Annotated in this window: 20 protein-coding genes; 8 read left to right on the top strand and 12 right to left on the bottom strand. The window is 61.2% G+C overall.

The window, feature by feature from the left end; all coding sequences use genetic code 11:
• Nucleotides 1-196 precede the first annotated feature (196 nt).
• Entirely contained in the window at nt 197-391 is a 195-nt protein-coding gene (locus ASC97_RS34150; RefSeq protein ID WP_156390424.1) for a hypothetical protein, read from the top strand.
• Nucleotides 392-578: 187 nt separating this feature from the next.
• Here ASC97_RS34150 and ASC97_RS22770 read toward each other — a convergent pair whose 3' ends face one another.
• Nucleotides 579-1,331, bottom strand: a complete 753-nt coding sequence (locus tag ASC97_RS22770; RefSeq protein ID WP_244481551.1) for a glycosyltransferase family 2 protein — start codon at nt 1,329-1,331, stop codon at nt 579-581.
• 138 nt (nt 1,332-1,469) lie between these two features.
• Complete coding sequence (locus ASC97_RS22765) at nt 1,470-1,853, bottom strand: hypothetical protein (protein WP_057470630.1); 384 nt, start codon at nt 1,851-1,853, stop codon at nt 1,470-1,472.
• Nucleotides 1,854-2,202: 349 nt separating this feature from the next.
• Between ASC97_RS22765 and recX the strand changes: the two genes are divergently transcribed.
• Nucleotides 2,203-2,754: a recombination regulator RecX gene (recX, locus tag ASC97_RS22755; RefSeq protein WP_057470628.1), complete on the top strand. Its 552-nt coding sequence runs from the start codon at nt 2,203-2,205 to the stop codon at nt 2,752-2,754.
• A gap of 266 nt (nt 2,755-3,020) precedes the next feature.
• Entirely contained in the window at nt 3,021-3,191 is a 171-nt protein-coding gene (locus tag ASC97_RS34750; RefSeq protein WP_200959531.1) for a hypothetical protein, read from the top strand.
• Nucleotides 3,192-3,318: 127 nt separating this feature from the next.
• On the opposite strand, the gene lpdA is transcribed toward ASC97_RS34750, so the two are convergent.
• The 7 genes from lpdA to ASC97_RS22720 form a co-directional block, all read right to left on the bottom strand.
• Nucleotides 3,319-4,710: a dihydrolipoyl dehydrogenase gene (gene lpdA / locus ASC97_RS22750; RefSeq protein ID WP_057470627.1), complete on the bottom strand. Its 1,392-nt coding sequence runs from the start codon at nt 4,708-4,710 to the stop codon at nt 3,319-3,321.
• A gap of 5 nt (nt 4,711-4,715) precedes the next feature.
• Entirely contained in the window at nt 4,716-6,008 is a 1,293-nt protein-coding gene (locus tag ASC97_RS22745; protein ID WP_057470626.1) for a dihydrolipoamide acetyltransferase family protein, read from the bottom strand.
• A 3-nt stretch (nt 6,009-6,011) separates the two neighbouring features.
• Nucleotides 6,012-7,025: an alpha-ketoacid dehydrogenase subunit beta gene (locus tag ASC97_RS22740; protein WP_057470625.1), complete on the bottom strand. Its 1,014-nt coding sequence runs from the start codon at nt 7,023-7,025 to the stop codon at nt 6,012-6,014.
• Between the two features lies 1 nt (nt 7,026).
• Nucleotides 7,027-8,259: a 3-methyl-2-oxobutanoate dehydrogenase (2-methylpropanoyl-transferring) subunit alpha gene (locus ASC97_RS22735; protein WP_057470624.1), complete on the bottom strand. Its 1,233-nt coding sequence runs from the start codon at nt 8,257-8,259 to the stop codon at nt 7,027-7,029.
• Nucleotides 8,260-8,327: 68 nt separating this feature from the next.
• Nucleotides 8,328-9,455 (bottom strand): acyl-CoA dehydrogenase family protein, encoded by a 1,128-nt coding sequence (locus tag ASC97_RS22730; protein ID WP_057470623.1) that lies wholly within the window; start codon nt 9,453-9,455, stop codon nt 8,328-8,330.
• Nucleotides 9,456-9,476: 21 nt separating this feature from the next.
• Nucleotides 9,477-10,664, bottom strand: a complete 1,188-nt coding sequence (locus ASC97_RS22725; protein WP_057470622.1) for an acetyl-CoA C-acyltransferase — start codon at nt 10,662-10,664, stop codon at nt 9,477-9,479.
• A 23-nt stretch (nt 10,665-10,687) separates the two neighbouring features.
• The gene (locus ASC97_RS22720; protein WP_057470621.1) at nt 10,688-11,458 is read right to left on the bottom strand and encodes a 3-hydroxyacyl-CoA dehydrogenase; all 771 of its coding nucleotides are present in this window, start codon (nt 11,456-11,458) and stop codon (nt 10,688-10,690) included.
• Nucleotides 11,459-11,637: 179 nt separating this feature from the next.
• Here ASC97_RS22720 and ASC97_RS22715 point away from each other — a divergent pair, with 179 nt between their 5' ends.
• A complete protein-coding gene (locus ASC97_RS22715) occupies nt 11,638-12,642 on the top strand; it encodes an AraC family transcriptional regulator (RefSeq protein WP_057470620.1) in 1,005 nt (334 codons plus the stop codon).
• Nucleotides 12,643-12,666: 24 nt separating this feature from the next.
• On the opposite strand, the gene ASC97_RS22710 is transcribed toward ASC97_RS22715, so the two are convergent.
• Complete coding sequence (locus ASC97_RS22710; protein ID WP_057470619.1) at nt 12,667-13,701, bottom strand: LacI family transcriptional regulator; 1,035 nt, start codon at nt 13,699-13,701, stop codon at nt 12,667-12,669.
• A gap of 351 nt (nt 13,702-14,052) precedes the next feature.
• Between ASC97_RS22710 and ASC97_RS22705 the strand changes: the two genes are divergently transcribed.
• The 4 genes from ASC97_RS22705 to ASC97_RS22690 all read left to right on the top strand — a co-directional run bounded on the left by ASC97_RS22705 (nt 14,053) and on the right by ASC97_RS22690 (nt 18,409).
• Entirely contained in the window at nt 14,053-15,312 is a 1,260-nt protein-coding gene (locus ASC97_RS22705) for an ABC transporter substrate-binding protein (RefSeq protein WP_057470618.1), read from the top strand.
• Between the two features lie 86 nt (nt 15,313-15,398).
• Nucleotides 15,399-16,352, top strand: a complete 954-nt coding sequence (locus tag ASC97_RS22700; RefSeq protein WP_057470617.1) for a carbohydrate ABC transporter permease — start codon at nt 15,399-15,401, stop codon at nt 16,350-16,352.
• Complete coding sequence (locus tag ASC97_RS22695) at nt 16,349-17,293, top strand: carbohydrate ABC transporter permease (protein WP_057470616.1); 945 nt, start codon at nt 16,349-16,351, stop codon at nt 17,291-17,293. The genes ASC97_RS22700 and ASC97_RS22695 overlap by 4 nt, the downstream gene beginning before the upstream one ends.
• Before the next feature lie 3 nt (nt 17,294-17,296).
• Nucleotides 17,297-18,409, top strand: coding sequence for an ABC transporter ATP-binding protein (locus tag ASC97_RS22690; protein ID WP_057470615.1), 1,113 nt, complete (start codon nt 17,297-17,299; stop codon nt 18,407-18,409).
• A gap of 38 nt (nt 18,410-18,447) precedes the next feature.
• On the opposite strand, the gene ASC97_RS22685 is transcribed toward ASC97_RS22690, so the two are convergent.
• Nucleotides 18,448-19,701, bottom strand: coding sequence for a D-amino acid dehydrogenase (locus ASC97_RS22685; protein WP_057470614.1), 1,254 nt, complete (start codon nt 19,699-19,701; stop codon nt 18,448-18,450).
• 21 nt (nt 19,702-19,722) lie between these two features.
• Nucleotides 19,723-20,841: an alanine racemase gene (gene alr / locus ASC97_RS22680; RefSeq protein WP_057470613.1), complete on the bottom strand. Its 1,119-nt coding sequence runs from the start codon at nt 20,839-20,841 to the stop codon at nt 19,723-19,725.
• Between the last annotated feature and the right edge of the window lie 18 nt (nt 20,842-20,859).

The raw sequence follows: 20,859 nt of genomic DNA, 5'->3' as shown, positions 1-20,859 counted from the left end.
GATCATTCGATATCGGTGCGGTCATCAGATGCTGGCCTCCATCCAGCCAACACCAAGGAATCAGAATAAAACTGATTTGGGAATCACATTCGATTCAGAAAAACACGGAAACGCTTTAGCGCGATCGCGTGATGCTCGCAATCCAATTTCGCCTCAGTAACGAAGGCCGCAGGTTTTACGGCTGGATTGTTACGCCTTGATCACGCGCCGTCTTTCAGCGGGAAAAAGCGTTGATGAAGTGGCGCGCCGAGATGGCGCCTCCGCGGGCCGGTTTGACAGGGTTCAGCCATTGCCAATTATTTTCGCCGCAAGGGCGATCGACGGAACGAAAACCGCAGCGGCGAAAAACGCACTGTGGATCATGGCTTTCATGGCAGGCTCCTTTCAATGACCCGTTTGATGTGGCGATGGCTCAAGAGTGCTTCAATGCTCCGGGGAGCAGTAACGACGATTTGATGATCGATGCTCCTTGAGAAGAACGGCGTGCCGCGGTGACAGCACTGCGATCTGTCGGAGATGAGGCGACTCGACAGTGACGCGCTGCGCTCAAATCCCTGGGTGGATGAGTTGATCGGCAGTCAACGCCATACGTTGAAGTGGTCCTGCATATACTCGATGCAGCGGCGGTTTGCCTCGATACGGTCGGCGCCCTCAATCGTGGCGAGGAAGAGCGAAGCAAAGTCGTGGGCTTCGGTGGTTCTTGGCTCTTCAAGTCCGGCGGGCAGCCAGATCGGGACGCCCTTAAGGGCGAGCATGCCGGACAACCACACATCGTCAACCGCCCATATGACGTCGGGAATTGCGTAGGCGATATCATCGAAAAACTCGGGACGAACGACGACGCCGCCGAGCCCCTGGAGCACGTCGACATAGCCGCCTCTGGCTATGAGGCGTGGCATCGGCTTTGGTCGCTCGCCGGGCATTACCCTGGTGGCGACCTTGTGTTTGAGACGGCGCGCGCGCAGCGACAGGTCGATCTTCTGCGAACGAACGGCTTTTGGCAAAAACGCAGAGGACTTCGCGATGTCAGTGGGCACGTCCTTGCCAATCAGCGCAACACACTCTCCCGGCCGCTCGTCCTGAGCAGCAAAGAGTTGAGTGGCCCAATTCGGCGAAAAGGCCTTGTCGTCGTCGCAAAACAGGATGCTGGCGTTTTTGCCGCGGAGTTCGCGAGCGGCAAAGAGCACCTTGGACGCTGGACCCATATCGTCGTCTGGACGCACAATCGTGATCCCATCCGGCACCGATGGCAGTGACCCGTCATAGTCCGGAAACCGGCTATATCGCTTTGGTATGCGGGCGATCGGTGGCCAACCCTGAGCTCCCTGCATGGCAAGAGTTCCAACCCATGCAGTCCTCTTCGAAATGTTCTACAGCAAAAAAAGCCCGCCCCGGCCCAGCCAGGGCGGTCTCGAACCTGGTTCGATGGTTCGTCGGTAGGGTTACCTCGCATGCAATTAGGGGGCCCATTAGTTGCAGGCCGTGGCCGAATCCATGGAACTCGTCTGGTTGTTGGTGGAAGGATTATCGGTTCCACCAGCCGTCCGCCGCTGACAGTCGTTTGAATCGCCGCCCGAGTTTCTAGAACCCTTGGCGTTCGCCCTGTTGTTGTCGCCCTTGTTTTGACTGTCTGAGGACTTTCCGGAAGCGGCGCCGTTGTCTCCCGAGTTCTGCGATCCGTTGTCGCTACCGCTCGAACTGCCGCCGGCGCCCTGCGAGGTACCAGAGCCGCTTGATCCGCCCGAACCGCCGGTACCTGAACCACCGCCACCCGACCCGCCGGATGATTGAGCCATCGCTGATGTGGCAAGGCCGAGCGACAGGAGCGATATTGCAAGGATCTTCGCAAGCATGGGTATTCCTCCGTTTTCTAACGTTGTCACAAGCGAACTTAGAAGGACGGAAGTTGTTCCTGCCCGGTCAGACGATCTGGCAAACGAAAAGCATGGAAAGACATGGAGCCGTTCGCACCAGAATGGGGGGTACCCGGTTGCGGCATTCGTTTCGACGTCCAGGGCAAGGCTTTGTCGGGATCGACAGGGTGCCAATCATCGCGGTCGACCACGTGCTGAGAAAGCGCCCACGTCGTTTTTGCCGGGGGTTCTGTCGGATCGCTGTCGAGCGCTGGCCATACCGGCGCAAACGCCGTTAACTGCGTGCTATAGCGCTCCTGCGATTCTCGAAAATTATCCAGCGACATTCATGGCCGACGACGACGCTCATTCCGACACTCCCACGACCCGCATGCTGAGTTGGGCGAAAAACTCGACCATCTACCGCCTCGGACAAAGGATGATGACAGAAAAGCAACTGTCTGGCGCGATCGCCAGGAAGGCACGGCAGAAGTTCGAAGGGATCACCGAGGCACAGGTCGAGGCTGTTGCGGCCGCGGCAGTCAGGTTCGCCTATGAGATGGGGGGCTTGAACGACGTCGCCTACGCGGAAATCAGCGCTCGATCCGGCGTGCGCAATGGGCGATCGAAGCGGCTAATTGCGCAGAAGCTGTCGGCGAAGGGCATCGACCGCGAAACGGTTGCTGCGACGCTCGAAGAGACCGACGAACTGCCAGCGGCTGTCGTATTTGCCCGGAAGCGCGCATTTGGCCCCTTTCGTCGTGAGGGAGCAGCGGAGGATCGCCAGGCAAAGGAAATCTCGGCGTTCGCCCGCAACGGTTTCAGTTTTGGACTGGCAAAGGCCGTTCTCGCCATGAGCCGGGACGAAGCCGAAGACGTGCTCGCTGTGCGTCCGTTATAGCCGCAACAAGAGATCTGTCGCGAGTGAATAGATTTCTCTTTGTCTTCCAGCGGTTGAGAGCTGCCCGAGCTCATGCGCTACGGATCGGCAGCAGGCCGAAACTTGCTTTGAACACATTCGACATGCAACAATCGGCGGTCGAAATTGCTAGTCGAGCTTTGTTTCACGCCCTCGGGCGTTCAAGCTGACCTTTTCTCTCAAAATCGATTTCCACGTCATCTGGCCTGCGCCAGAGGCGTCATATGTGCGATCGAAGGGATTATCCAATGAGCAAGACCAACGCGGCTGAGATTCAGCGCAGAACAGAGCGCCACGTTGCCAACTCGAGTGGCGGAGGCCATCTCGGAGGAACCAACTTCGGACAGGCAAACGACGCCAAGACCTCGGGTGGCAGCGGCCAGGGTGGCAAGGGTCGCCCCAGCGGCGGCCGCAAGTAAGCCGAGAAGCGGGGGCGGTCTCTCTCGCCCCTGTTGATTACGTGAGCCCCGCCACCGCATTGGTCGGCGGGTTTCATTTTCCTCGTTGTGAGGCGCACCTTCCACCTGCGCGCAACCATTTCACCGATCAGATGTGCAGCGCATGCCCGAGGGCCTTGAGGGCCGCCTCCTGAATGGCTTCGCTGCGTGTTGGGTGCGCATGGATCGTGCCCGCGATGTCTTCCAGACGCGAGCCCATTTCGATCGCCAGTGCGAAATCGGCTGATAGTTCCGAGACGCCTTGCCCGACGGCCTGCAGGCCGAGCACAAGGTTGGTGTCAGCGCGCGCGACGATGCGCACGAAACCTTCCTCCGATTGCATCGTCATGGCGCGCCCGTTGGCGCTGAAGGGGAATTGGCCGACGCGGATGTCGTAGCCCTGCGCCCGAGCCTCGTCGGGCGAGAGACCGGCTGTGACGATCTCCGGATCGGTGAAGCAGACGGCTGGAATGCAGCGCTTGTCCCAGGCGCGTTTGCGTCCTGCAAGGATCTCCGCCACCATCTCACCCTGCGCCATGGCACGGTGGGCAAGCATTGGCTCGCCTGTGACGTCGCCGATAGCGTAAATGCTGCGCATCGATGTCCGGCAGCGATCGTCGATGCGGATAAAACGGCCGGAGCGGTCAAGGTCGAGTTGCTCCAGCCCCGAACCGGATGTGTTCGGCTCACGGCCCACGGTCACGAGGATCCGGTCGGCCGCGAGGTGTTCCTGCTTTCCATCGGCCGTTTCGACACGCAGCCCATGATCATCGCTTGAAAGCGCCTTCGTCATGGTTTGCACGCGGATATTGCGTTCGGCGAGCTTTCTTTGCACCGGACGCACCAGATCGGCATCATATTGTGGCAGGATCTGCGCGGTTGCTTCGATAATCGATACCTCCGAGCCAAGCTTGGAAAAAGCCGTGCCAAGTTCCAGTCCGATATATCCACCTCCGACAACCACAAGCTTCTTCGGCAGCTCTTTCAACGCAAGGGCTTCGGTCGAGGAGATGATTGCCCCGCCGAAGGGGAGGGCGGGAAGTTCGACCGGTTGCGAGCCCGTGGCGATCACCACATTCTCGGCGCGGATGATCTGTGCGCCGGTTTCCGTTGCCACCTCCACCATCTTGCCATCGAGAAAGACCGCGCGGCCGTGGACAATCTTCACCTTCGCCTTGTGAAGCAGCGCCGTGACGCCGCTGGTCAACCGGCCTACGATTCCATCCTTCCAGGCCATGGTCCTGGCGAGATCGATGGCGGCGCCTTCCACGCGAATGCCGGCCGGATGCTTACCCGCTCCCATGAGCCTCAAGGCATCGAATTCCTCAGCGGCATGGATCAGCGCCTTGGAGGGGATGCAGCCGACGTTCAGGCAGGTTCCGCCGGGCTTTTTGTCCTCGACGATGACGGTGTCGATGCCGAGCTGGCCCGCCCTGATGGCGCAGACATAGCCAGCCGGTCCGGCACCGATCACAAGCAGCTTGCAGACGATCTCTTTCATGGATCTCAGCTTTCAATGAAAATGAGTGCCGGCGTCTCGAGGAGAACCCGGATGCGCTGGATGAAGGTCGCCGCGTCCGAGCCGTCGACGATACGGTGGTCGAAGCTCGACGAAAGGTTCATCATCTTGCGTGGCACGAACTGCGTACCGTCCCAGACAGGGCGCACGGCAATCTTGTTCACTCCGATGATGGCGACTTCCGGGTGATTGATAACAGGCGTCGAAACGATGCCGCCGAGCGCACCGAGCGAGCTGATGGTGATGGTCGAGCCGCTCAATTCGTCACGTGTTGCCGTGCCGGTGCGTGCTGCCTGCGCCAGGCGCGCAATCTCGCCGGCACAATCCCATATGCCTCGCGCCTCCGCGTGACGCACGACGGGAACCACCAGCCCGGAAGGCGTCTGGGCGGCAACCCCCACATGCACGGCGCCGTGCCGGGTCACAATGCCCGCGTCGTCATCGAAAGTGGCGTTGACGTCAGGCTGTTCGGAAACCGCCCTCACCAGCGCCCGCATCAGGAAGGGCAGCACCGTGAGCTTTGCCTGTTCGGGCTTGCGATCGCGGTTCATGGTCCCCCGAAGCTCCTCCAGCGCCGTCATGTCGATCTCTTCGACGTAGGTGATGTGAGGAATTCGCGAGGCCGAGAGCGACATCTTCTCGGCAATTCGTCGCCTGAGGCCCGTGAGCTTGATCTCCTCGGTCGCCGTCTTGCGTGCGAGACCAGGCTGCGTGGACAAGGGCAGGGCGCCACGGGCGAGAAACTGTTCGATGTCTTCCCGAAGGATACGACCGGCCGGGCCGCTCGACGCTACCTGCCGGAGGTCGACGCCGTGTTCGCGGGCAAACAGTCGAACGGAAGGCGACGCGAGTGGCTTTTCCACGGGCCCGCTGAGCGACCTTTCGCTGGGCCTGCCGGCGAGGCCGCCGATTGCCTTGGGCGGGGTGCTCGCGGCATCAGGAGAAGCGATCGTTGCCTGCCCCGCAGGGGCGGATGGCTTTGGTGCTTGAACGACGCTCTCGGTGGCTGGGGAAACAACCTTCGGCTCGCCGCCGTCCTCGGCCGTTTCGATCCGCAGGAGCGGTGCCTTGACCGCTATCGTATCGCCAACCTCTCCGCCAAGCCAGACGACGGTGCCCGTGACCGGGGAGGGGATCTCCACGGTTGCCTTGTCGGTCATGACGGCGGCAACGACCATGTCCTCCATGACGGGGTCACCCGCCTTGACATGCCATTCGACAAGTTCCGCTTCGGCAACGCCTTCGCCGACATCGGGCATCTTGATGGTGAATTCGCCCATATCTCAGGCCTCCATGACATCGATCAGGGCGCGCCCGACGCGCGCGGGGCCGGGGAAGTAGTCCCATTCCTGGGCATGCGGATAGGGCGTATCCCAACCAGCCACACGAACCACGGGCGCCTCCAGATGGTAGAAGCAGTGTTCCTGGACAAGCGCGGCCACCTCTGCGCCAAAACCGGAGGTAAGCGTTGCCTCGTGGACGATGACACAGCGGCCGGTCTTCGACACCGATTGAACGATGGTATCAAGGTCTAGTGGCAACAGGCTGCGCAGATCGATCACTTCCGCGTCGATGCCTGTATCCTCGGCGGCCGCGAGCGCCACGTGAACCATGGTGCCGTAGGCGACCACCGTCACCGCCGACCCCGGCCTCCTGATCTCGGCCTTGCCGATCGGGATTGTGTAGTGGCCGTCGGGAACCTCGCCGAGATCGTGCTTCGACCATGGTGTGACTGGACGCTCGTGGTGACCGTCGAAGGGGCCGTTGTAGAGCCGCTTCGGCTCCAGGAACATGACCGGATCCGGATCCTCGATCGCCGATATGAGCAACCCCTTGGCATCATGCGGATTGGAGGGAACCACGACCTTCAAGCCGCAGACATGCGTAAACAGCGCCTCCGGGCTCTGGCTGTGCGTCTGTCCTCCAAAAATGCCGCCGCCCGTCGGCATGCGCAGCACGATCGGGCAGGTGAAATCCCCGTTCGAGCGGTAGCGGATACGCGCCGCCTCCTGGGTGATCTGGTCATAGGCCGGGTACATGTAGTCGGCGAACTGGATCTCGACGCAGGGCTTGAGACCATAGGCCGCCATCCCGATCGCAGTCCCGACAATGCCGGATTCGTTGATCGGCGTGTCGAAGCAGCGCGTCTTGCCGTACTTTGCCTGCAACCCTTGCGTACAGCGGAAAACGCCCCCGAAATAGCCGACGTCCTCGCCGAAGACCACGACATTGTCGTCGCGCGCCATCGACACGTCCATGGCACTGCGAACGGCCTCGATCATCGTCATCCTGGTCATCTCAGTACCCTGCCTTCTGGCGTTGGCGGCGGATGTGCGGCGGCATTTCGGCATAGACACCCTCAAAAATGTCCCGCACCGAGGGCCTGCCGCCTGCGTGCAGCGTCCCGTGCTCCTCCGCCTTTTTCTGCGCGTCCATAACCTCGTCCATGATTTCGGCTTCCGCCTGGATGTGACGCTCGTCGGACCACGCGCCCTTCAGAACAAGGTGCTTCTTCAGCCGCAGCACCGGATCTCCAAGCGGCCAGGCTTCGGACTCGGTCTTCGGCCGGTAGGCGCTCGGATCGTCGGAGGTGGAGTGTGCGCCGACACGGTAGGTGACGTACTCGATCAGCGTCGGGCCGAGATTGCGTCGCGCCCGCTCGGCAGCCCAGCGGGCAACCGCATAGACGGCAAGGTAATCGTTGCCGTCGACGCGCAATGCCGGGATGCCGAAGCCAAGGCCCCGGGCGGCGAACGTGCCGGAACCGCCCCGCGCAATGCCCTGGAAGGTGGAGATCGCCCACTGATTGTTGACGATGTTCAGCACGACAGGTGCCTTGTAGGTCGAGGCAAAGACGAGTGCGGAGTGAAAGTCGGATTCGGCAGTCGAGCCGTCCCCGATCCAGGCAGCAGCAATCTTGCTGTCGTTCTTGATCGCCGAGGCCATCGCCCAGCCGACAGCCTGTACGTACTGTGTGGCGAGATTGCCGGAAATGGTGAAGAAGCCGTGCTCCTTGGAGGAATACATGATCGGCAACTGACGACCACGCAGCGGATCGCTCTCGTTGGAAAAGATCTGGTTCATCATCTCGACCATCGGATAGTCGTCGGCAATCAGGAGGCCGGCCTGCCGATAGGTCGGAAAGTTCATGTCGCCCTTGGTGAGCGCCTTGCGGAACGCACAGGCGACGGCCTCTTCGCCGAGATGCTGCATGTAGAAGGAGGTCTTGCCCTGACGCTGCGCCATCAGCATGCGGGCGTCGAAGGCCCGCAGCTTCATCATGTTGCGAAGGCCGACGAGCAACTCCTCGTCTGACAGCATTCCCGCCCACGGTCCGACCGCCTCGCCTTCCCGATTAAGGACGCGAATGATGGAATAGGCGAGATCGCGGATCTCTTCCGAGGCGACATCGACTTCCGGGCGCGGCACGGCACCGGCCTTGGCGATCTTGACGTTGGAAAAGTCGGGCTGGCCGCCCGGGCGGACGGCGGGTTCAGGGACATGCAGGCTCAATTGAGCGTGTTCCGTCATGTCGTGTCATTCCTCCCTTTGCCGATACCGGTCCTCCTCCAGGAACGGAACGGCCTATTTCATTTGCACTATAAATTGCGCGCGATGACCATGCGCTGGACGTCGCTTGTTCCCTCATAGATCTGACATATACGCACGTCCCGGTAGATGCGCTCGACGGGATAGTCGGCGATATAGCCGTACCCGCCGTGGATCTGGATCGCATCGGAGCAGACACGTTCGGCCATCTCGGACGCGAAAAGCTTTGCCATCGAGGCCTCCGAAAGGCAGGGAAGTCCGCTTTCCCTCAACTGGGCCGCATGGAAAACGAGCTGGCGTGCCGCCTCGATCTGTGTCGCCATATCGGCAAGACGAAAGGCGACGGCCTGATGCTCGATGATCGGTTTTCCGAAGCTGGTGCGCTCGCGGGCATAGTTGCGCGCCGCTTCGAACGCAGCCTGCGCCATGCCGACCGCCTGCGCGCCGATGCCGATGCGCCCGCCTTCGAGATTGGCAAGCGCGATGCGGTAGCCATCCCCTTCGCCGCCCAGCCGGAGCTCTGCCGGAATACGCATCTCGTTAAAGGCAATCTGGCAGGTATCGGACGAATGCAGGCCGAGCTTGTCCTCGACACGGATGACCTCATAGCCCGGCGTATCGGTCGGGACGATGAACGCCGTGATACCCTTCTTGCCGGCCGAGGGATCGGTGACGGCGAAGGCGATGATCATCTGGCCGTTCTTGCCTGAGGTGATGAACTGCTTATTGCCGTCGAGCACGTAGTGATCGCCGTCACGGCGAGCGCGACTGCGAAGGTTGGAAGCGTCGGAGCCCGCCTGCGGCTCGGTCAGTGCAAAGCCGCCAATCCATTCGCCGGTCGACAGCTTCGGCAAGAAGCGCTGCTTTTGCTCGTCGGTCCCGAATTTCAGGATCGGCACGCATCCGACCGAACTGTGGACGCTCATGATTGTCGAGCAGGCGCCGTCGCCGGCGGCGATCTCCTCAAGTGCCGCGGCATAGGCAACCGTCCCGGTGTCTGAACCGCCGAACTCTTCCGGAACAAGCATGCCCAGCAGGCCGAGTTCACCCATCTCCTTCAGTTCGTCGCGCGGAAAGGCGTGCGAGCGGTCACGGGCGGCTGCGCCTGGCGCCAGGCGTTCACGCGCAAAGTCGCGGGCGAGATCGCGTATCTGCTGCTGCAGGTCGGACAGGATCATGTTGCGCTCCTCCCGGTTCCGTCAGTGCCGCTCGACAGCGATCGCGGTTGCCTCGCCGCCGCCGATGCAAAGTGCTGCCATCCCGCGCCTCAGACCGTATTGCTCTAGAGCGGCGAGAAGCGTGACGACGATACGGGCACCCGACGCCCCGATCGGGTGCCCGAGCGCGCAGGCGCCGCCGTGAATGTTGACCTTGTCGCGCGGCAGGTCGAGATCGCGCATAGCGGCCATTGCGACGACTGCAAACGCTTCGTTGATCTCGAACAGGTCGACGCTTGAAAGCGCCCAGCCGGTGCGATCGGACAGCGTCTGCAAGGCCCCGATCGGCGCGGTCGCGAACAGGTTGGGTGCCTGCGAATGGGTGGCATGGCCGAGAATGGTCGCAAGCGGTCGCAGGCCGCGGCGCTCTGCTTCGGAGCGGCGCATCATGACCAGTGCCGCAGCGCCGTCAGAAATCGAGCTGGAATTGGCCGCGGTCACCGTTCCGCCCTCGCGAAAGGCAGGCTTCAGGGTCGGAATTTTTTCGAGCCTTGCCTTGCCTGGCTGTTCGTCGATGCTGACGCGCTCTTCGCTCTTGCCGGACTTCACCATTACCGGTGTAATCTCGGCCTCGAAGGAGCCTCCCTCGATCGCCGCCTGAGCCCGCGTCAACGAGGCAACCGCGTAGGCGTCCTGCGCCTCGCGTGTAAACTGATAGGCCTCGGCGCAGTCTTCGGCGAAGGTCCCCATCAAGCGCCCCCTGTCATAAGCATCTTCCAGGCCGTCGAGGAACATGTGATCGATCATGCGCCCATGACCGAGCCGGTAGCCGCTGCGGGCACGATCAAGAAGATAGGGCGCATTGGTCATGCTTTCCATGCCGCCTGCAACGACCACAGAGGCACTTCCCGCGGCAATCGCGTCGTGGCCGATCATGGCGGCCTTCATGCCGGAACCGCACATCTTGTTGATGGTACTGGCTGACGTCGAGTGGGGGAGGCCGGCGCCGATTGCCGCCTGCCTTGCGGGCGCCTGGCCCTGACCGGCGGAAAGCACGCAACCGAAGACCACATCATCGACGGCATCGGCTGCAAGCCCGCTGCGCTGAAGTGCCGCCCGGATGGCTGCCGATCCGAGATGAGGCGCGGCGGCCTCACGAAGTGAACCCTGAAAGCCGCCGATCGGGGTGCGGGCTGAGCCGACGATCACGATGGGATCTTGTAATGTCATTGCATTTCCTTCCCGGGACAGCGTCAGCGCGCGCCCATCCGCAGTGCGCCATCGAGCCTGATGACTTCGCCGTTCAGCATGCTGTTCTCACATATATGACGCACGAGGGCGGCAAATTCCCCCGGCCGACCCAGCCGGGGCGGGAAGGGCACGCTCTTGCCGAGTGCCTCCTGAACCTCGTGCGGCATGCCGGCCATCATCGGCGTCTCGAATATACCTGGCGCAATCGCCACGACGCGGATGCCATAACGGGCCATTTCGCGGGCTATCGGCAGTGTCATGGCGACAACCCCGCCCTTCGATGCGGCGTAGGCGGCCTGACCGATCTGCCCGTCGAAGGCCGCAGCCGAGGCGGTGTTGACGATGACGCCGCGCTCGCCGTCCGCATCGGGTTCCTGTTGCTGGATTGCGACCGCCGCAAGCCGGATCATGTTGAAGGTTCCGACAAGATTGATAGTGACCGCCCGTGCGAAGCTGTCGAGGTGATGCGGGCCGTCGCGCCCGATGACTTTTTCGGCCGGCGCGATACCGGCGCAATTGACCAGACCGCGCAAGCCGCCAAACTCATTCAGTGCCATGGCTGTCACGCGCGCTCCATCGTCCGCGCTCGTGACATCTGCATGGATGTGGCGGACGACATCTGCCCCGAGTTCCCGGACGATACTCCCGCCTGCTTCGTCATTGAGGTCTGCGACAACGACGCGGCCACCATTTTCCACCAGCATCCGCACGGTCGCTGCGCCGAGGCCTGAACCGCCGCCGGTGACGATAAAGGTCTCTCCACGGATCTGCATGGTTTCTGCTCCCACAGTCCTGCAATAGCCCTTTGGTCAACCGCCAGACGCTCCTCGCCGCGGTTGGCCAAGGCCACAATATCACGGACTCTACGTTGCAGCCCTATTGCAGGCGATGACTGAACTGCTCCAATATATCGGACAGTTTTGCCACTCCTCTGAGGAAGGTGTCATTTGCGATGACAGAAATCGACCGGCGCATGATCGCCCCAGGGTTCGTCGAGGAGGCTCTCGAGAGCCTTCGGCGGTTCGGCAAGCCGACGACGCCGCTTCTCGCAGGCGTTGGCCTGCCGCCAACCGTCGAGCGGCCGATTTCCGCCGAGCGCTACGGAGCGCTGTGGCTGGCAATTGCAGCCGAGCTCGACGACGAATTCTTCGGCATGGGCGCAAGACCGATGCGCAGCGGTAGTTTCACTCTTTTGTGCCACTGCGTGCTGCATGCACCGACGCTTGGCCATGCGTTGGGCCGGGCCTTGCGTTTCCTCGATCTCGTGCTGGACGATCCGCGCGGCGAGCTCGTCGTAGGCGATGGTCTGGCGCAGATCGAACTCCGGGATGCAGGCGCTCCCCGTTCCGCATTTGCCTATCGGACCTACTGGATCATACTCCACGGCATCGCATGCTGGCTCGTTGGCCGGCGCATCCCCATTCGACTGGTCGACTTTCGATGCGTCGAACCGAAGCAGGGCGCGGATTATCGGCTTTTCTTCGGCGCGCCCGTGCGCTTTTCCCAGCCCACAAGCCGTCTCGGCTTTGATAGTGCCATGCTGAACCTCCCGATTTCGCGAACGGAGCAAGCGCTGAAGCAGTTTCTGCGCGCCGCACCGGCAAACATTCTCGTTCGCTACCGCTACGATGCCGGGCTTGCCGCCGATGTCCGCCGACGGCTTGCCAGCGTGCCGCCGTCCGCCTGGTCGACCTTCGAAGAACTGGCGACCGGAATGCGCATGCCCGCATCGACGCTACGCCACCGCCTCCACGACGAGGGGCACAGCTACGCGGCGATAAAGGACGATATCCGCCGCGACCGCGCGATCGATCTGCTGATCAACACCTCGATGACGATCGCCGATATCGCCGCTCAGCTAGGCTATTCCGAGCCGAGTGCTTTTTTCCGGGCATTCCGCAAATGGACGAAGAAGACACCCGAGGCCTTTCGGCGCGAGAGTGCAGAGCGAGCCTAGGCATTCTCGGGGACGGTTCGGGCGTCAGTCTGCGGCTCCTGGATTGGAAAAATGAAACTGCGGCTTGAGCAGCATCTGCAGATTGGCCGTTTCCTCGCCGGCGATACGGGCGAGAAGCAGCCGGCCCATCTGCTCTCCCGTGTCGGTCAGGTCCTCGTAGATCGTCTCGACCTTCGGCTGGATCTGGCTCAGCAGTTGCGACGTGCGCTTGGCGACCACGTCGTATTCGCGGCCGAGCGTCAGCCCGTGATCGCTCATTCCGGTAATGGTCGCAAGTGCGCAGACTTCGCCACCGCAGGCAAAACCATCGGGAGCATCCGGTTGTCCGGCGCGCCAGCTCATATAGCTTCGGATACGCTCGACGGGACAATCGAGGTCGATCTCCTCGGGGATCTCGTAGGCGACGCCTGCCTCCCTGACGGCAGTCATGAAGCCGTGCAGCAGATGCTGCGAGAAGGTCAAACGCTTTGGCGGCAGGATGATCGTCGGCTTGCGCCGGCCTCTCGCAATCAACCACCTCGTTGCCTCATAGGCGAAGGCAAAATTGTCGTAGTCGACATAAGGGTGTTCGGTTGAGAATTCGGTGCGGCCGTGGCTGACGAAAGGAAAGCCGTTTTCCAGGAGCAGTCGTACGCGGGGATCGAAAGGCTCGGTTCGCGAAAAGATCAGTCCATCGGCCATCCCGTTGCGCACGATATGGCGCACCGCGTCGACGTTGTTGCCGTTGACGAGGTTCGGGGTGATGATGAGATGGTAGGGCGTGTCCTTCAATGCCTTGGCAAGGCCATGCATGATCGAAATGCCGTAGCCGAGAATTTCTTCATGCGGGTCCAGAAGCACGCTGATGACGTTCGTTCTGCCGGTCTTCAGGCGCTGGGCGGCCCGATCGGGCAGATATCCGATATTGGCTGCGACCTCATGGACGCGCTTGCGCGTTTCGAGCGAAATCTGCGGTGCGTTGCTGAGCGCACGCGATACGGTCGTCACGGCAAATCCGGTGATCTGCGAGATGGTGCGCAGCGTAGGCTTGCCGCTCTTTGGAATGGCTTGCGGAACCATTCCCCTGGGAGTGTCGCTCACGTGGTCCCTCCCATCCATGATGACAAGACTTTCTAACCTCAGTCACGCTGATAGGCAATGCGCTTGTGAAAACGTTTATGGCGCAGAGTTTGCAAGACTATTTGTATAGTATGCATCACTTAAAACATAAATCTCTCCTGTCATTTCAGCATTTTACTACAGCGTTCCAATCGGCGCCGACCAATGCTTGACTCTGTTCAATTTATATCGTTTTAAATATCCATGCGGTGTAGACGCCGCAGAGGAATTGCTTAACCCCAGGGATGGCGGGTAGGCATTCAACGGCGGAGGGAGGAGCTTCCGTCTCGACTTGCAACCGGGAGGATTACGATGCGCAAGTTTATGATAACGACTGCGATTGCAGCGCTGATGGCAGCGGGCTGCGGTGCAGCGCGCGCTGATGACGTCAAGGAAGTCCAGATGCTTCACTGGTGGACGTCGGGTGGCGAAGCTGCCGCGCTCAACGTGCTGAAGGGCGATCTGGCCAAGGAAGGTTATGCCTGGAAGGACGTGCCGGTCGCCGGCGGCGGCGGCGATGCTGCCATGACGGCGTTGAAGGCGATGGTCGCTGCGGGAACCTATCCGACGGCCTCTCAGATGCTTGGTTATACCGTCCTCGATTACGCCCAGGCTGGCGTCATGGGCGATCTCACCGAAACGGCGAAGAAGGAAGGCTGGGACAAGTCGGTTCCGGCGGCTCTGCAGAAATTCTCCGTCTACGACGGCAAGTGGGTCGCAGCGCCCGTGAACGTACACTCCGTCAACTGGCTGTGGATCAACAAGGCGGTGATGGACAAGATCGGCGGCACCGAGCCGAAGACCTTCGACGACCTGATCGCCCTGCTCGACAAGGCAAAGGCAGCCGGCGTTGTTCCGCTGGCACTCGGTGGACAGAACTGGCAGGAAGCGACGATGTTCGATTCCATCGTGCTGTCGACGGGCGGGCCTGAATTCTACAAGAAGGCGATGAACGATCTCGACGAAGAGTCGCTGAAATCAGATACGATGAAGAAGTCTTTCGACAACCTTGCCAAGATCAAGGAATATGTCGACCCGAACTTCTCCGGCCGTGACTGGAACCTTGCGACCGCCATGGTCATCAAGGGCGATGCTCTCGTTCAGGTCATGGGCGATTGGGCAAAGGGCGAATTCGTGGCGGCCAAGAAGACGCCAGGCACGGACTTCCTTTGCTATCGCTTCCCGGGCACCGACGGCAGCGTGATCTACAACTCTGACATGTTCGGCATGTTCAACGTGCCCGATGATCGCAAGGCAGCTCAGGTCGCGCTTGCCACGGCAACGCTCTCCAAGAGCTTCCAGTCGGCGTTCAACGTCGTCAAGGGCTCGGTTCCGGCCCGCACCGACGTGCCGGACACCGACTTCGACGCCTGCGGCAAGAAGGGCATTGCCGACCTCAAGGCCGCCAACGAAGGCGGCACGCTGTTCGGCTCGCTGGCCCAGGGCTACGGTGCTCCGCCAGCGGTTGCCAACGCTTACAAGGATGTCGTGTCGAAGTTCGTCCATGGCCAGATCAAGACGTCCGATCAGGCCGTTGAAGAGCTCGTCAAGGCAATCAACGACGCCAAGTAAGCTATTATATCGAATGGAAGCCTTCCCCGCGCGAGCGGGGGAGGCGTTATGACACACGTATACGGCCCTGGGAGGGGACGAACTTCATGAGCACCGTCGCGACCCCCGAAATCAACCTGACGTCGGAGCGCAGAACACGCAATTCCATCCGCTCCCGTCTGCAGGATGCCCTGCCGAAAATCGTGCTGGCGCCGAGCTTCGCCATCACCGTGATTTTTGTTTACGGCTTCATCGTCTGGACGGTCTATCTGTCCTTCACCAATTCGAAGACCTTCCCGTCCTATGTGCTGACCGGGCCACGCGCCTATCAGCGGCTCTGGCGATGGACATTCGAGAGTGATCCGCCGTCGAGCTGGTACACCTCGATCACCAACATGGGTATCTTCGGCTTCCTCTATATTGGCATCTGCCTGGCTCTCGGCCTGCTGCTCGCGATCCTTCTAGACCAGAAGATCCGCGGCGAGGGCATGTTGCGGCCTATCTATCTCTATCCGATGGCGCTGTCGTTTATTGTCACAGGCGTTGCCTGGAAGTGGTTCCTAGATCCGGGCCTTGGCCTCGAGCAGACGCTGCATCAGTGGGGCTGGACAAGCTTTCACTTCGACTGGATCAAGAACAAGGATTTCGTCATCTACACCGTCGTGATCGCCGGCGTGTGGCAAGCCTCCGGCTTCGTCATGGCGATGTTCCTTGCCGGATTGCGCGGCATCGACGGCGAGATCATGAAAGCCGCCCAGATCGACGGAGCCACGACCGTGCAGCTTTACAGGCGCATCGTCATTCCGATGCTTCGGCCGGTGTTCCTCTCAGCCTTCATCGTGCTCGCGCATATGGCGATCAAGTCCTACGACCTTGTTGTCGCCCTGACATCTGGCGGCCCTGGCGGCTCGGCCTGGCTGCCATCCAATTTCATGTACGAGTACACCTTCAAGCGCAACGAAATGGCGGTCGGCTCGGCAAGCGCCGTGATCATGCTGATGACGATCACCGCGATCATCGTTCCCTACCTCTATTCCGAACTGCGGGAGAAATCGCGATGAGTGCCGTCGTTTCCGCCGGCAGCGCCCAGCGCCGCACTGCCAACGCAAGAATGCTCAATCGCATCGTCATCTACGGGCTCCTGCTGTTTTTTGCGATCGTCTACCTGATGCCGCTGTTCGTCATGCTGGTGACGTCGTTCAAGACGATGGACGAGATCCAGAGCGGCAACATGCTGTCATTGCCAAAGGCGCCGACGCTCGAGCCCTGGTTCAAGGCCTGGGGCGAGACCTGTGTCGGCCTGACCTGCGCCGGCATCAAGGGCTATTTCTGGAACTCGATCAAGATGGTCGTTCCGGCTGTTGCCATCTCGACCATTCTCGGGGCGCTCAACGGCTACGTGCTCACCAAATGGCGCTTCCCCGGCCACACGCTCGTCTTCGGGCTCATGCTTTTTGCCTGCTTTATTCCGTTTCAGTCGGTGCTGCTGCCGATGGCGACCATCCTCGGTAGTCTCGGCCGGTTCGGGACGACGCTTCAGAACATGACGGGCTCCTCCTTCGGCTTCGGCAATCCGACCGCAAACCTGGTGTTCGTCCACGTCGTCTACGGCCTGGGCTTCACGACGCTGTTCTTCCGCAACTACTACGAAGCCTTCCCGACCGAGCTGGTCAAGGCCGCCCAGGTCGACGGCGCGGGCTTCTTCCAGATCTTCCGGCGGATCATGCTGCCGAACTCGCTGCCGATCATTGTCGTGACCGTCATCTACCAGTTCACCAACATCTGGAACGACTTCCTGTTTGCCTCCGCCTACGCCGGCACCGGAGAATCCATGCCGATGACGGTGGCGCTCAACAACGTCGTCAACACCTCAACCGGCGTTGTCGAATACAATGTCAACATGGCAGCCGCGATGATCGCCGCCTTGCCCACGCTCCTCGTCTACATTCTCGCCGGCCGCTACTTCGTTCGCGGACTGATGGCGGGCGCCGTCAAAGGATAATCAATGGCTTTTCTCGAAATATCCGGCCTCAGGAAACGCTTCGGTTCTGTCGAGATCCTCAAAGGGATCGACCTTGAACTGGAGAAGGGTGGTTTCCTCGTCCTCGTCGGCCCCTCCGGCTGCGGCAAGTCGACCCTGCTCAACACCATCGCGGGGCTGGAACAGATTTCCGAGGGCGAGATCCGTGTCGATGGACGGGCGATTGACGATCTGCATCCCTCCAAGCGTGATATCGCGATGGTGTTCCAAAGCTACGCGCTCTATCCGAACATGACGGTTGCCGGAAACATCTCCTTCGGCATGGAGATGCGCGGCGTACCGGCAGACGAGCGCAAGAAGGCGATCGACAAGGTGGCCAAGGTCCTGCAGATCGGCCATCTGCTCGATCGCAAGCCGAGCCAGCTCTCCGGCGGCCAGCGCCAGCGCGTGGCCATGGGGCGGGCTCTGGTCAGGGATCCCAAGCTCTTCCTGTTCGACGAACCGCTCTCGAACCTCGACGCCAAACTCCGTGTCGACATGCGCATCGAGATCAAACGGCTGCACCAGGCAACGGGAACCTCCATCGTTTACGTCACCCACGACCAGATCGAGGCAATGACGCTTGCCACGAAGATCGCCGTCATGAGGGACGGCGAGGTACAGCAATTCGGCACGCCGGCGGAAATCTACAACAACCCGGCCAACCTCTTCGTCGCCGATTTCATGGGGTCGCCAGCCATGAACCTTCTGACTGCCACCGTCGGCACCGACGGCAAGGGCCTGCATGTGTCGCTGGAAAGACCCCATGCAGCGCCGCTGAGCTTCGCCTTGCCACAGATGAACGGGCTTGCAGACTATGTGGGCAAGCAGATCGTCTTCGGCATCCGGCCGGAAGCATTGACAGACCCTGACGGCGCAGACCGCAATGCTCGATCCTTGGCAGAGGGCGATTGCCTCATCGAGGTCGTCGAACCCGCGGGTTCGGATACGTTCGCGGTGACGAAGCTGGGCGGCAAGGAAGCGGTCGCGCGCCTGCGTGCCGACATCCATATTGCCGCCGGCCAGACCGCAAGGCTTGCCTTTAACCTCGACAAGGCGGTCTATTTCGACCCGCAGAGCCAACAGCGGATCGCATAAAAGACCATGCGGGAGCCGGGTCGGCAACGACCCGGCAACTAGTTCCGATATCGGCCCAGAGCCAGGTCCGCCGTTTCGATGTCGGCCTTCCTGCCGCTGACGATGTCGGTCAGGACGCGCGCCGATCCGGTGCTCATGGTCCAGCCAAGCGTGCCATGACCGGTGTTGAGGAAGAGATTGCGGATCTTGGTTGCGCCGATAACCGGCGTTCCGTCCGGTGTCATCGGCCGCAGTCCGCACCAGTAATTCGCCTTTGTGACATCGCCGCCCGGAAAGAGATCGGTCACGGAATGCTCGAGCGTCCGGCGCCGGGCAGGCCCGAGGTCGTTCGTATAACCCGATATCTCGGCCATGCCCCCGACACGGATGCGGTCGCCAAGACGCGTGATCGCGATCTTGTAGGTCTCGTCCATAACAGTGGATTCAGGCGCCCGCGATGCGTCGGTGATCGGGATTGTGAGCGAGTAGCCTTTCACGGGATAGACAGGCAAGCTTATGCCGAGCGGCTTCAGGAGCAATGGTGAGTAGCTGCCGAGCGCCACGACGACAGCATCGGAGGCAACGACGCCGCGATCGGTAACGACAGCCCGTGCCTCGCCGCCATCGACCTGGATCGCCTTGATCGTGCGCTGATAGTCGAAGACGACGCCCATTTCGACGCACTTTGCGGCGAGCGCACCGGTGAACTTGAAGCAATCGCCGGTCTCATCCTTTGGGGTGAGGAGGCCGCCGACGATGCGATCACTGACGTGTCTCAGTGCCGGCTCGACGCGAAGGCAGCCTTCGCGGTTGAGAACCTCAAAAGGGATGTCGTCTGCGGCCAGCGCCTTAACGTCCTTGGCGCATGCGTCGAGCTGCGCCTGGGTACGGAAGAGCTGCAATGTGCCCTGCATGCGCTCGTCATAGGCAATGCCGGCCTCGGCGCGCAACTCGCCAAGCGAAAGGCGGCTGTAGTCCGCCAGACGCAACATGCGGGACTTGTTGATGGCGTAGCGCTCGGCGGTGCAATTTGCGAGCATCCTCACCATCCAGGAGAGCATGGCGACATCGACCTTTGGCCGCAGCACCAGCGGGGCATGCTCCATGAACAGCCACTTGATGGCCTTCTGCGGGATGCCGGGGGCGGCCCATGGCGAGCAATAGCCGAACGAAACTTCGCCGGCATTGGCAAAGCTCGTTTCAAGTGCCGGTCCGGCCTGACGGTCGACGACCGTGACCTCGTGTCCGGCCTTTGCGAGGTAGTAGGCGCTCGTGACGCCGATAACCCCGGCGCCGAGAACTGTCACTTTCATGGTAGCCCCTGTTATGAATTATCAAATGTATTGGCGGTGATAGCGCTGACCCAGTCCGGTCAGGATTTCGTAGGAAATGGTTCCCGCATCGCGGGCGATATTCTCGAGGGTCTGGTGCTGCCCGATCAGCTCGACCATGCTGCCGAGACCAAGGGCATCCTCCGGCAGGGAACTGATGTCAACCGTCATGCTGTCCATCGAGACGCGGCCGACGATCGGCAGGCGCTGACCGTACGCATAGGCCGCACCGCGTCCGCTGAGGCTACGCGGCAATCCGTCTGCATAGCCAGCCGCCAGGGTGGCCAACCGCATCCGCGAGGGAGCGCGATGACTGCCGCCATATCCAACAAGTGTTCCCTCGGGCACAGTGTGTGTTTGGATGACCCGCACGCTGAGGCTCACGACCGGCTTCGTTGGATTACAGGCTCCATCGCTGGCGATTCCTCCGTAGAGCGCCAATCCGGGCCTTGCCATGGCGCTGTGGAAATCCCGGCCGAGAAAAATCCCGCCCGAATTGGCAAGGCAGACAGGTGTCCCCGGAAAACGCTTCGCAATGGCTCGCATCGATGAGAGCTGGTCACTGTTTTGCAGGTTGAGGCTTTCGTCAGCGCTTGCGAGATGGCTCATGATGAACTGTACGTCGACATTACGCAGCAGCTCGGGATTGCTGCAGAGCGCCGTCGTCTCTTCGCCACTCAATCCCAGCCGGGACATGCCGGTGTCGAACTGCAGGATGGCGGGAAGGGGAGCACCATGGCGCCCGGCCTCCGCCGACCAATTGTTCAACTGCTGCAACGAGTTGATCACGGGAATGAAACCACTGGCCGCTGCGTAAGGTTCGCCGCTTGGAAGCAGCCCGTTCAGGACGACGATCTTTGCCTCGCGCGGCAGGTAGCGCTTGAGGCTTTTTGCCTCGACCAGATGAGCAACGAAGAAATTCAGGCATCCCGCCTCGGCCAAAGTGGCTGCGACCCGATCAGCTCCCAGCCCGTAGGCGTCCGCCTTGACGACAGCGCCGCAAATGGCTGGAGCAACCTGCGCTGCGAGAAGCCGGTAGTTCGTCTTCAGGGCTTCAAGGTCGATCGAGAGGATGCCCGAAAGCGCGCACTCGTCGATATCGTTTGCCGCGCTGGCGTCCATTACTCTTTGCTCCCGAAT

This window comes from Rhizobium sp. Root1203 (genome assembly GCF_001424945.1).
GTDB lineage: Bacteria > Pseudomonadota > Alphaproteobacteria > Rhizobiales > Rhizobiaceae > Rhizobium.
The sequence above is the reverse complement of the archived record's forward strand: the minus strand, read 5'-3'. Positions and strand labels throughout refer to the sequence as shown.

Excerpts from the sequence above, each read along its gene's own strand:
- ASC97_RS22685 (WP_057470614.1), bottom strand. The coding sequence starts at position 19,701 with ATGAAAGTGACAGTTCTCGGCGCCGGGGTTATCGGCGTCACGAGCGCC.
- lpdA (WP_057470627.1), bottom strand. The coding sequence starts at position 4,710 with ATGAAAGAGATCGTCTGCAAGCTGCTTGTGATCGGTGCCGGACCGGCT.
- ASC97_RS22710 (WP_057470619.1), bottom strand. The coding sequence starts at position 13,701 with ATGGTTCCGCAAGCCATTCCAAAGAGCGGCAAGCCTACGCTGCGCACC.
- alr (WP_057470613.1), bottom strand. The coding sequence starts at position 20,841 with ATGGACGCCAGCGCGGCAAACGATATCGACGAGTGCGCGCTTTCGGGC.
- ASC97_RS22765 (WP_057470630.1), bottom strand. The coding sequence starts at position 1,853 with ATGCTTGCGAAGATCCTTGCAATATCGCTCCTGTCGCTCGGCCTTGCC.
- ASC97_RS22745 (WP_057470626.1), bottom strand. The coding sequence starts at position 6,008 with ATGGGCGAATTCACCATCAAGATGCCCGATGTCGGCGAAGGCGTTGCC.
- ASC97_RS34750 (WP_200959531.1), top strand. The coding sequence starts at position 3,021 with ATGAGCAAGACCAACGCGGCTGAGATTCAGCGCAGAACAGAGCGCCAC.
- ASC97_RS22715 (WP_057470620.1), top strand. The coding sequence starts at position 11,638 with ATGACAGAAATCGACCGGCGCATGATCGCCCCAGGGTTCGTCGAGGAG.
- ASC97_RS22735 (WP_057470624.1), bottom strand. The coding sequence starts at position 8,259 with ATGACGGAACACGCTCAATTGAGCCTGCATGTCCCTGAACCCGCCGTC.
- ASC97_RS22720 (WP_057470621.1), bottom strand. The coding sequence starts at position 11,458 with ATGCAGATCCGTGGAGAGACCTTTATCGTCACCGGCGGCGGTTCAGGC.
- ASC97_RS22690 (WP_057470615.1), top strand. The coding sequence starts at position 17,297 with ATGGCTTTTCTCGAAATATCCGGCCTCAGGAAACGCTTCGGTTCTGTC.
- ASC97_RS22700 (WP_057470617.1), top strand. The coding sequence starts at position 15,399 with ATGAGCACCGTCGCGACCCCCGAAATCAACCTGACGTCGGAGCGCAGA.
- ASC97_RS22695 (WP_057470616.1), top strand. The coding sequence starts at position 16,349 with ATGAGTGCCGTCGTTTCCGCCGGCAGCGCCCAGCGCCGCACTGCCAAC.
- ASC97_RS22705 (WP_057470618.1), top strand. The coding sequence starts at position 14,053 with ATGCGCAAGTTTATGATAACGACTGCGATTGCAGCGCTGATGGCAGCG.
- ASC97_RS22725 (WP_057470622.1), bottom strand. The coding sequence starts at position 10,664 with ATGACATTACAAGATCCCATCGTGATCGTCGGCTCAGCCCGCACCCCG.
- ASC97_RS22740 (WP_057470625.1), bottom strand. The coding sequence starts at position 7,025 with ATGACCAGGATGACGATGATCGAGGCCGTTCGCAGTGCCATGGACGTG.
- ASC97_RS22770 (WP_244481551.1), bottom strand. The coding sequence starts at position 1,331 with ATGCAGGGAGCTCAGGGTTGGCCACCGATCGCCCGCATACCAAAGCGA.
- ASC97_RS22730 (WP_057470623.1), bottom strand. The coding sequence starts at position 9,455 with ATGATCCTGTCCGACCTGCAGCAGCAGATACGCGATCTCGCCCGCGAC.
- recX (WP_057470628.1), top strand. The coding sequence starts at position 2,203 with ATGGCCGACGACGACGCTCATTCCGACACTCCCACGACCCGCATGCTG.